Raw genomic sequence first — 10,217 nt, forward strand, 5'->3', positions numbered from 1 at the left:
GCCTAGAATGAAGAATGTAGAGATAAAATCGGATCAAGGTAAATACTTGGGGAGAAATGTATCTTTGCAAGCAAAACACTTAGAACTTGGATAAAGAATTAGCCCGCTATTTATTGCCAGAAGGCATATTGGAATACTTCGAGATCATCAGTCATAAATCATCAACAGACAAGGTTCATTTCTATTTAGAAGAGAAGAACATTCTACCCAAAGAATATCAATCAGAAATAGCACAATCCAAAGGCTTCTTACCAGAAATAACGGTTGAAGATTTTCCGCTAAGGGGTAAATCCGTATTGCTCCATATAAAACGTAGGCGTTGGACCCTGGTCAATACAGGAGAGATAGTAAAAAGAGATTGGAACTTAATAGCTAAAGGCACTCGGATAACTAACGAGTTTGGCTCTTTTTTAAAAGGTATCGCTTGATACTCATGCGGTAAGTGCCAAACGGTTTGGTGACTATTATAAGACCAATGGCAAAGCGCTGCAGTACCACTACAAAAACCATCTCAGCGACTTTAAGGATTGGGCGCAAAAAGAGCATTCACAAGATTGGCTGCTCTATGGAAAGAACTTGGGCAACTATTTGAGTTTAGATGAAACCTCTTTATCCAACGGTGAACTTTACACTATTCTAACAAACAAAGCAGCTAACGGAAAGAAAGGCAGCATAGTGGCCATTGTTAAAGGAACCAAAGCAGTTGATGTCATTGAGGTACTAAATGAAATCCCAGTAGAAAGGCGCAATATGGTAAAAGAAGTCACTGTGGATATGGCTGGGAGCATGAATTTGATCGCTAAAAAATGTTTCCCCAAAACCGAAATAGTCACAGATAGGTTCCATGTTCAAAAACTGGCCTCAGAAGCAGTGCAAGAAGAACGTATCCGATTAAGGTGGGAAATTATAGAAGAAGAAAACAAAGCTATTGAAGAAGCCAGGAAAAATGAAAAAACATATAAACCAGAGCTTCTCAGTAATGGGGACACGCACAGGCAGCTGCTCGCTAGAGGCCGATATCTATTGTTCAAATCAAAAGCCAAATGGACGGCAAGACAAATAGAAAGGGCTGAAATATTATTTGATCTATACCCAACTATTGAAAAAGCATACAACTTCTCTCAAGGGCTAAGCCATATTTTTAGAAACAACACAAATAAAGATGTAGCTAGGCTAAAATTGGCACACTGGTACAACAAAGTCGACAATTCCGAATTTAAGTCTTTCAATACCATTGCAAGATCCGTAAAACTGCACTACGAGACCATCCTAAACTATTTTAACAACAGAAGCACCAACGCTTCAGCGGAATCCTTTAATGCCAAAATAAAAGAATTCAGAGCTTCATTTAGAGGTGTCAGAGATGTGAAATTCTTCCTCTATAGACTAACTAAATTATATGCATAATTTTTGAGCTCCCCAATAATATGGTTTGATCCATTTGTAGCTCTCTGGCTTGTGCATCTGTTTTTTAGAAAATTCTTCAGAATAAACAAGAACCCAATCTTTTGCTTTGGAAGTAAACCCTAAATGATTGTATAAGTGAGATTTTGGCCGTTCTTCAATGTTGGAAGTATGACCAACATAGTATTTATTCAATTGCCTAGAATGAAGAATGTAGAGATAAAATCGCATTAAACCAAAGCACACAAAAAAAGCCCTCCATAAATGGAAGGCTTTCTTTAGTGGGCAATGAGGGATTCGAACCCCCGACCCTCCCGATTTAAATGGGGATGCTCTAAACCTTTTTTTCTTCAATTAATTTTTCAATCATTAATCTACTTTTCCATTTCTTAATTTGTAGCTCTCTGGCTTGTGCATCTGTTTTTTAGAAAATTCTTCAGAATAAACAAGAACCCAATCTTTTGCTTTGGAAGTAAACCCTAAATGATTGTATAAGTGAGATTTTGGCCGTTCTTCAATGTTGGAAGTATGACCAACATAGTATTTATTCAATTGCCTAGAATGAAGAATGTAGAGATAAAATCGCATTAAATCAAAGTACACAAAAAAAGCCCTCCATAAATGGAAGGCTTTCTTTCGTGGGCAATGAGGGATTCGAACCCCCGACCCTCTCGGTGTAAACGAGATGCTCTGAACCAACTGAGCTAATTGCCCTATTATTAACACAATAGGATGTTATTCCAATATTTCATTAAAAAAAGCTACCTTTTAAGGAAGCTTTTTAGTGGGCAATGAGGGATTCGAACCCCCGACCCCCTCGGTGTAAACGAGGTGCTCTGAACCAACTGAGCTAATTGCCCGCAAACGCTTGAATGCGGATGCAAATATAGACTAGATTTTGAATATCACAAACTAAAATTTGAAAAAAATTAATTATTTACAGATTTTAGTAAAAGTAAAATTCCTGATTAGTAGAGCCAAAATATAAACCGTGAATTAATTGATTCAGAGTCAATCCTCTAACTGAATTATGTGAAAAGTCTTGCGCGGTTAAATAGATATAGTCGACAAAACAGAAGAATTTTGTGTTAAAGAGTGAGAATTTCAGCAACAACAAAAGTACTACCCCCAATAAAGATGAGATCATCTTCTTTTGCATAGCGCAAAGCAACTTCATAAGCTTCTTGCACGCTTTTGTATGCGCTTCCTTTTAAATGGAATTGCAAAGCTGCCTTGAGAAGTACTTTTTCATCTAGCCCTCTCGGGATATCAGGTTTACAAAAATGGTAATTTGCGTCTTTAGGAAATAGAGGCAATACATCTTCCAATTTTTTGTCACTTACAAATCCAAGAACTATATGCAACCGCTTATAAGTTTCTTTTTTCAACTGAGCTATGACATATTTTAAACCTTCCTTATTGTGAGCCGTATCACATATCACTTTGGGTTTATCATGAAGTTGCTGCCATCTTCCTTGAAGCCCTGTGTTTTTAACTACAGAGAGCAAACCATCCGTAATATTTTCTGAAGAAATATTGAATCCGAGTAGCTGAAGTTCTTTCACTGCGGAATATGCTGTTATAGAATTTCTTTCTTGATAATCTCCCTTAAGATCTGATGCGAAAACTACATTTTGAGAAGAAGCTAAAAGTATCTTTGCAGATTTATTTTTAGCTACCCTTTCGAATACAGGAAAGGTCTCGTCTTGAAACTCACCAATAACCACGGGGGTATTCGGCTTTATAATTCCGGCCTTCTCTAAAGCGATCTCCTCTAGAGTATTTCCCAAAATATTAGTATGATCTAAGCCAATGTTAGTGATCACAGAAAGTACCGGGTTAATAATGTTTGTAGAATCTAATCTTCCCCCTAAGCCAACTTCAATAATTGCAACATCTACTTTTTCTTTACTGAAATAACTAAAGGCCATTCCAACAGTCATTTCAAAAAAGGAAAGATTATGCTGCTCCAAATAATTCTTGTTGGAATCTATGAAAGAGATAACCTCATTTTCTGGGATCTCAAGGCCATTAATTTTAATACGTTCTCTAAAATCGATAAGATGTGGGGAGGTATAGAGACCTACTTTATATCCAGATTCTTGAAGAATGGAAGCCAGCATATGGCTTGTAGAACCTTTACCATTAGTGCCTGCAACATGAACCGTCTTAAAGGTCCTGTGAGGATTCCCTAAGAATTCTGATAAATTTATAATATTGAAAAGATCCTTTTTAAAGGCATCTGCACCTACACGTTGATACATGGGCAACTGCTGAAACATCCACTCAACAGTTTGGGAATAAGTAGACACTATTCAGATAATTTAAAATTGTAGGTAATGAATCCTGTTTGAACAGCAGGTGCATTAGAATCACTATTAAATCTTGTAGCTAAGGCTGCTTTCCTGGCTGGCTCTGTTAGACAAGTAGCACTATTGGTAGTTCCTTTTTGTCCCGGACTTGCGCTTATAACTTGTCCATTTTGATTCACTTTGATCTCTACGACCACAATTCCAGACTGATTACAATCTTGCGGAATCTTCTCCTTATTCAATGCTTTTCTCCCACCTAATCTATAATTTCCATCACCATCTAATCCTGAACCATTTCCATAATAAGAACTAGCATTGGGATCACCATCTCTGCTTCCTTTATCTCCGGCAACTCTGTCGTCCCCTTCACCCCCGGCTGCAGTCCCATCACTTTTCGGACCGTTCAAGATACTACTCATAGCATCTGTAGTAGACTTATCTGGAGTAGGATCTGGCTTCTTAGCTGGTGGTAACTTTTTAGGCTCCACCTTTTGTTCCTGAACTATAGGTTTTTTCTCTGCTTTTTTCTGAATAACCGGAGCTTCTTCAGATTCTTGAGTTACTACCTCTTCAACTTGAGTTTTAGGTTGAGCAACTACAGGAGGAGCAGATTTTTGTGGTGCAGATTTAATTGCTTCCGTAGGCTGCTTTTCTCCAGAACCCACTTCTGACGTGCCAAAATTAATTGCTATTCCATTTTCTGGCGGTGGATCTAAATATTGTAACCCAAAAAGTAGTAAAATAAGTATGAGCAACACGTGTATTACTACCGTGATGGTAAAAGATTTTTTTTCGTGTTTAGTATCTAGAAAGCTCACAGAGTTCTTATTATTAATTTACTTTTTCAGGCTTAACAGCAAGTACAATCTTATATTTATTTCTATTAGCAATGTCCATAACGTTCACTGCTTTTTCTATTGGCACTCCTTCTTCAGCCCTTAATATAATTGTTGGATCTTCAACCCCTGCTAATCTCTTGATAAGCGTGCTTTCTAAAGCACTATTGCTTATTCTGTCATTATCTATATAAACCTGTAGATCTTTCGTTATACTTACAGAAAGATTAGATTTATTAGTAGTCTTCCCCTTTGCTTTTGGTAAAATAAGATCTAAGGCCTCAGGAGTTATAGTTGGAGAAGTTAACATGAAAAAGATCAATAACAGAAATACAATATCTGTCATAGAGCTCATGCTAAAATCTGCGCTTACTTTATTTCTACTTCTTAATTTCATTTTAAGCAGGTTCGTTTAATAGGTCAAGGAAATCTACTGCTGTAGCCTCCATTTGATGAACCACTTTATCTGTTTTCACAACTAAGTGGTTATAACCTATGTAGGCTATAATCCCTACAATTAACCCAGCTACGGTCGTTGTCATTGCAGTATAAATACCTTCAGCAAGTGTACCCATTTCTGCTTGACCACTACTTGTTGCCAAGGTGTGAAAGGCCAAAACCATCCCAATTACGGTTCCAAGGAATCCTATCATTGGTGCAGCCCCAGCAATGGTTGCCAAAACACTTACATTCTTCTCTAGTTTATATACTTCTAGTCTTCCCGCATTTTCTATTGCAGTGTTGATGTCTTCCAATGGGCTGCCTATTCTGGAGATCCCTTTTTCAGTTAATCTTGCTACAGGGGAATTATTTTGGGCGCATCTAATTTTAGCCGATTCTATATTTCCGTTTAATACGCTGTCTTTAATTTGAAGCATAAAATTTGGATCTACTTGTGTGGCGGCTTTAATTGCAAATAATCTTTCGAAATAAATGTATACGGCTACAAATAGCAGTATAAATAAAATCCCGATAATGATCTGGCCACCCAAACCACCACTCATCATTAAATCAAATAACGAAAGAGTTTTCTCTTCTACGACAGGCTCAACCTCTAGGGCTGCTTGAGCAGCGTCGGTATCTTGGAAAAAGTTTAACATAGATAAAATTAGGTTTGTTAGTGTAACGTGAGAATATAATTTTAATTGTTGTTATTAAAACTATACTAGTTGTTTTAATGCAATTTCAAAAGCAGTGCTACTAATTCCTGTTTTAGAACTGTTATTATTAAATGTATTCTGAATTGCATTTTTTATAGTGATAGAAGTATCGTTAAAAATTGCTTCATCGGTCATATATACTCGTCTTTCCATGAAATAAGCAAACACTCTTGCCATACCACAATTTGCAATAAAATCTGGGACTACACTTACTTTTTCGTCTGCATATTCCATAATAGGGCCAAAGAAAATTTCTTTATCTGCAAAGGGAACATTCGCTCCACTCGAGATCATTTCTAATCCACCAGCAATTAGTCTTTCCACTTGGTCTTTAGTTACTAACCTAGATGCTGCACAAGGAGCAAATATGTCGGCATTCAGATCCCAAATTTTATCGTTGATCTCTTCAAAAGGAATCAAGTTTGGATGTTTCAATGTATTCCCGTCCTTATTAAGGAACAATTCTTTTATTTCTTCAAAAGAAAACCCGTCTTCATTTATCACTCCTCCAACACGATCTATAATTCCTATTACTTTAACCCCCATATGAGATAAGTAATAAGCCGCTGCAGATCCTACATTTCCAAATCCCTGAACAATCGCTTTCTTACCTTTTACCTCCCCACCATAAATTGAATAGTAATGCTTTACAGCTTCAGCAACCCCGTAACCAGTAATCATATCGGCAACAGTATATTTTCTTGATACATCTGGAGAATAAGTTGAATTTTCAAGAACCTTTATCACTCCTTGACGCAACTGTCCAATTCTATTGATCTTATCTGCTTCAGTTGGTTGAAAATGCCCATTAAAAACACCTTCCTGAGGATGCCATACTCCACAATTTTCAGTTATTGGAATAACTTCATGAATTTCATCTACATTCAAATCCCCTCCAGTTCCATAGTAGCTTTTTAATAATGGAGAAACCGCTTTATACCATCTTTCCAAAACACCCCTTTTTCTTGGGTCACTTGGATCGAAATTAATACCCGATTTTGCTCCTCCAATTGCTGGTCCAGAAACGGTGAACTTCACCTCCATGGTCTTAGCAAGAGAAAGAACCTCGTTTATATCCAGTCCCTTTCTCATTCTGGTTCCACCACCGGCAGCTCCACCTCTAAGAGAATTAATTACTGTCCAACCTTCCGCTTCGGTTTCCGCATCTTTCCAGTTAAAAACAATTTCAGGTTCCTTATTTTCGTATAAATCGAGTAACTCTTTCATATAATTCAGTTTGAACGCAAATATAAAAAACAAAACCGCCGCTATGGGGAAAATTATAAAATATTAGGGCCCATAAACTACCCCTGAACAATGATCATTTTCTGCTCCTGTTACAGAACTCAATACATTTATCTCTTCTCGTAATTTTAGCACTCCTAAGAACCCAAAAATTACGGCTTCTTTAAAATTTATAATTTCTGAAATTGGAATAAAGATCTTAGCAGTTGTCTTTTGTTGAAGAAGTTCCATTAAAAAATCATTAAAGGCACCGCCGCCGGTAACTAAGACTTCAACTTCAGGATCGTCTTTTATATTTTTTACTATTTCTGAAGCTATATGCTGGCAATACGTATTCATTATTGAAGGAATATCTTCTTCAAAATCCTTCAAAACTGGTAAAACGGAGGTGTTTACCCATTCTATACCTAAAGATTTAGGAGGAGACAACTTATAAAAAGCAAGAGTCTCCAGGTGTTTATATAAGTCAGGATCAAATTTCCCACTGCGTGCGATCTTACCAGCTTTGTCATATTCAAAGCCTAGTTTTTCAGAATAATAATTAAGCACGGTATTTACGGCGCAAATATCATAAGCTATTCTTACCCCTTCTTTCTTATTAGAGATATTGGCAAAGCCTCCCAAATTCAAACAATACGTATATTGTGCAAATAACAGCTCATCTCCTATAGGCACTAAGGGTGCACCTTGGCCACCCAAAGCCACGTCTTGAACCCGAAAATCACAGATCACCGTTTCTTCAACCAGTTCTGCCAGATGTGGAAGGTTCCCTATTTGTAGAGTTAAACCATTCTCAGGTTCATGTTTAATGGTATGCCCATGACTGCAAACAGCATCCAATCCTTCGATTTTATTTTTCTGAATGAATGCTGTGATTAAATCGGCTAAATAATCTGTATACTTTTCATCCAACTCCATCAACTCAATTGGTGATATATTGAATGCGGTGCTCAATTTTTCTTTCCACGGATTGGAATAGGGGATGGTCTCTGCCTTCAATATTTTGAAGTCCCAATGCGCTCCTTTTGTAAAATGTAACCATGCTATATCTACTCCATCTAAAGAAGTACCAGACATAATGCCTAAAACCTTATATTCGTTTCTTTCCATATTCGTAAAATTAATTATTCTTAATTGAATATTAGGGGTCAAAAAGGTATCTTTGTGCACTTTAAAAAAATGAAATTTTAAAATAAATTACCTGATGGATTTTAAACTTACAGAAGAGCATATAATGATTCGTGATGCTGCCAGAGATTTCGCAAATAATGAACTTTTACCGGGAGTAATTGAAAGAGATGATAAGCAAGAGTTTCCAACCGAGCAGATAAAAAAAATGGGGGAGCTAGGTTTCATGGGAATGATGGCCTCTCCAGAATATGGTGGTGGCGGAATGGATACGGTTTCTTACGTACTTGCAATGGAAGAGATCTCCAAGATAGATGCTTCTGCATCTGTTGTTATGTCTGTAAATAATTCTTTGGTTTGCTGGGGTCTAGATACCTTTGGTAACAAGGAACAAAAAGAAAAATACCTAACAAAGTTAACTACTGGTGAATCTATAGGTGCGTTCTGTCTTTCTGAACCAGAAGCAGGGAGTGATGCCACTTCACAACAAACTACTGCAATAGACCATGGAGATCATTATATCTTAAACGGCACCAAAAACTGGATCACCAATGGAAGAACTGCCGATTTCTATTTAGTAATTGCACAAACAGACCGTGAGAAGAAACATAAAGGAATTAATGCTTTTATTGTTGAAAAAACCTGGGAAGGTTTTGAAATTGGACCCAAAGAAAATAAGTTAGGAATTAGAGGAAGTGATACCCATTCTTTAGTTTTTAATGATGTGAAAGTTCCAAAAGAGAACAGAATTGGGGAAGATGGTTTCGGATTTAAGTTTGCTATGAAAACATTAGCCGGTGGAAGAATTGGAATTGCCGCACAAGCTTTAGGAATTGCTGGGGGTGCATACGAATTAGCTCTAAAATATTCCAAAGAACGTAAGGCCTTTGGAACTGAAATTTGTAATCATCAAGCAATAGCTTTCAAATTAGCAGACATGCATGTTTCTATTGAAGCTGCAAGATTGTTAGTGATGAAAGCTGCTGTAGATAAAGACAATAACGGAAATTATGATCTTTCTGGCGCAATGGCTAAATTATATGCGTCCCAAGTAGCTATGGATGTGTCTGTTGAAGCTGTACAAGTACATGGTGGAAATGGATTTGTAAAAGATTATCATGTAGAACGAATGATGCGTGATGCAAAGATCACTCAGATCTACGAAGGAACTTCAGAAATACAAAAAATAGTGATCTCCAGAAGCATTATTAACGGATAATCACTAAGCATATAAATACAAAAAGCAGCTCTTTCGAGCTGCTTTAGTTTTTTTAGACAATTATTTAATATGTGTGTCCGTAAGTATCCTAAACTGACAAAAGACGTCATTCTGAACTTGTTTCAGAATCTCATAATACCGTATATGAATATAATTAACAAGAGACCCTGAAATAAATTCAGGGTGACGAAATACTATTAGGTCAATAAACGGATATACAAATTATTTAATAACTTATTAGATATTACGTTTTTGGGGAATACATTTTTAATCTGTTGTTACTTTCAAAGTATAGACTTTAAGAGTTCAAATAGAAACCCTGGCATAAAAATTTTAATATCATTCTCTTCAATAAAGAAATTCAAATTTTAGTTATTTCCTTTTTTATCTTTTTTGGCGTCCCACTTCGGCTTCGCCTTGTGCCGGGCTTTCCGCGCTACAAGGTAGCTTGCTTCAATCCCTGGCCGGACATCCTAAGGATGCTTTCAGCATTTAGGGAATGGAGGATCCTTGATTCAGTACACTTTTTTGGGTTCCCTGGGCTGTTCAATTTTTAATGAAAACTTTCAGATACAAAAAATTCAGGGATTTATATAATATAGCTTGACACCAACCTGCAAGGGTTTCAAACCCTTGCAGGGCTTATTCCAAAAAGGCAGTGGATCAGTTAAACAACAACAGAAAACTCCAAAATTTTAGGGCACAGTTTAGAGGAGTTCAGGGATCAAGGTGAAAACTTGGGGAGAAATGTATCTTTGCAAGCAAAACACTTAGAACTTGGATAAAGAATTAGCCCGCTATTTATTGCCAGAAGGCATATTAGAATATTTTGAGATCATCAGTCATAAATCATCAACAGACAAGGTTCATTTCTATTTAGAAGAGAAGAACATTCTACCCAAAGAATATCAAT

At 36.8% G+C, this 10,217-nt stretch carries 11 protein-coding genes and 2 tRNA genes; 3 read left to right on the top strand and 10 right to left on the bottom strand.

What is annotated here, in order from left to right; translation table 11 throughout:
- Positions 1-86 precede the first annotated feature (86 nt).
- Both H033_RS0118855 and H033_RS0118860 read left to right on the top strand, forming a co-directional pair.
- A complete protein-coding gene (locus tag H033_RS0118855; RefSeq protein ID WP_026836780.1) occupies positions 87-428 on the top strand; it encodes a hypothetical protein in 342 nt (113 codons plus the stop codon).
- A gap of 58 nt (positions 429-486) precedes the next feature.
- Entirely contained in the window at positions 487-1,407 is a 921-nt protein-coding gene (locus tag H033_RS0118860; RefSeq protein ID WP_026838318.1) for a transposase, read from the top strand.
- Here the strand turns inward: H033_RS0118860 and H033_RS0118865 are convergent.
- The 10 genes from H033_RS0118865 to H033_RS0118910 form a co-directional block, all read right to left on the bottom strand.
- Positions 1,396-1,635: a GIY-YIG nuclease family protein gene (locus H033_RS0118865; RefSeq protein ID WP_026839692.1), complete on the bottom strand. Its 240-nt coding sequence runs from the start codon at positions 1,633-1,635 to the stop codon at positions 1,396-1,398. The two genes, H033_RS0118860 and H033_RS0118865, sit on opposite strands and share 12 nt — an antisense overlap.
- A gap of 138 nt (positions 1,636-1,773) precedes the next feature.
- Positions 1,774-1,956: a GIY-YIG nuclease family protein gene (locus H033_RS20710; protein ID WP_231367662.1), complete on the bottom strand. Its 183-nt coding sequence runs from the start codon at positions 1,954-1,956 to the stop codon at positions 1,774-1,776.
- 87 nt (positions 1,957-2,043) lie between these two features.
- A tRNA-Val gene (locus H033_RS0118875) sits at positions 2,044-2,118 on the bottom strand.
- Between the two features lie 71 nt (positions 2,119-2,189).
- Positions 2,190-2,264, bottom strand: a tRNA-Val gene (locus H033_RS0118880).
- Positions 2,265-2,492: 228 nt separating this feature from the next.
- Positions 2,493-3,686, bottom strand: coding sequence for a bifunctional folylpolyglutamate synthase/dihydrofolate synthase (locus tag H033_RS0118885; RefSeq protein WP_026839693.1), 1,194 nt, complete (start codon positions 3,684-3,686; stop codon positions 2,493-2,495).
- A gap of 29 nt (positions 3,687-3,715) precedes the next feature.
- Positions 3,716-4,534, bottom strand: coding sequence for an energy transducer TonB (locus H033_RS0118890; RefSeq protein WP_026839694.1), 819 nt, complete (start codon positions 4,532-4,534; stop codon positions 3,716-3,718).
- Positions 4,535-4,547: 13 nt separating this feature from the next.
- The gene (locus H033_RS0118895; RefSeq protein WP_026839695.1) at positions 4,548-4,949 is read right to left on the bottom strand and encodes an ExbD/TolR family protein; all 402 of its coding nucleotides are present in this window, start codon (positions 4,947-4,949) and stop codon (positions 4,548-4,550) included.
- 1 nt (position 4,950) lies between these two features.
- The gene (locus H033_RS0118900; protein ID WP_026839696.1) at positions 4,951-5,652 is read right to left on the bottom strand and encodes a MotA/TolQ/ExbB proton channel family protein; all 702 of its coding nucleotides are present in this window, start codon (positions 5,650-5,652) and stop codon (positions 4,951-4,953) included.
- Positions 5,653-5,712: 60 nt separating this feature from the next.
- Complete coding sequence (locus H033_RS0118905) at positions 5,713-6,939, bottom strand: Glu/Leu/Phe/Val dehydrogenase dimerization domain-containing protein (protein ID WP_026839697.1); 1,227 nt, start codon at positions 6,937-6,939, stop codon at positions 5,713-5,715.
- A 63-nt stretch (positions 6,940-7,002) separates the two neighbouring features.
- Complete coding sequence (locus H033_RS0118910) at positions 7,003-8,067, bottom strand: anhydro-N-acetylmuramic acid kinase (protein WP_026839698.1); 1,065 nt, start codon at positions 8,065-8,067, stop codon at positions 7,003-7,005.
- A gap of 94 nt (positions 8,068-8,161) precedes the next feature.
- Between H033_RS0118910 and H033_RS0118915 the strand changes: the two genes are divergently transcribed.
- Positions 8,162-9,304, top strand: coding sequence for an acyl-CoA dehydrogenase (locus H033_RS0118915; protein WP_026839699.1), 1,143 nt, complete (start codon positions 8,162-8,164; stop codon positions 9,302-9,304).
- Positions 9,305-10,217 lie beyond the last annotated feature (913 nt).

The organism is Gillisia sp. JM1, assembly GCF_000424645.1.
In the GTDB taxonomy this organism is placed as follows: Bacteria; Bacteroidota; Bacteroidia; order Flavobacteriales; family Flavobacteriaceae; genus Gillisia.

What these genes read in the sequence shown, in the direction of transcription:
- H033_RS0118900 (WP_026839696.1), bottom strand. Translation starts at nt 5,652, where the DNA reads ATGTTAAACTTTTTCCAAGATACCGACGCTGCTCAAGCAGCCCTAGAG.
- H033_RS0118915 (WP_026839699.1), top strand. Translation starts at nt 8,162, where the DNA reads ATGGATTTTAAACTTACAGAAGAGCATATAATGATTCGTGATGCTGCC.
- H033_RS0118910 (WP_026839698.1), bottom strand. Translation starts at nt 8,067, where the DNA reads ATGGAAAGAAACGAATATAAGGTTTTAGGCATTATGTCTGGTACTTCT.
- H033_RS0118885 (WP_026839693.1), bottom strand. Translation starts at nt 3,686, where the DNA reads ATGTTTCAGCAGTTGCCCATGTATCAACGTGTAGGTGCAGATGCCTTT.
- H033_RS0118865 (WP_026839692.1), bottom strand. Translation starts at nt 1,635, where the DNA reads ATGCGATTTTATCTCTACATTCTTCATTCTAGGCAATTGAATAAATAC.
- H033_RS0118895 (WP_026839695.1), bottom strand. Translation starts at nt 4,949, where the DNA reads ATGAAATTAAGAAGTAGAAATAAAGTAAGCGCAGATTTTAGCATGAGC.
- H033_RS0118905 (WP_026839697.1), bottom strand. Translation starts at nt 6,939, where the DNA reads ATGAAAGAGTTACTCGATTTATACGAAAATAAGGAACCTGAAATTGTT.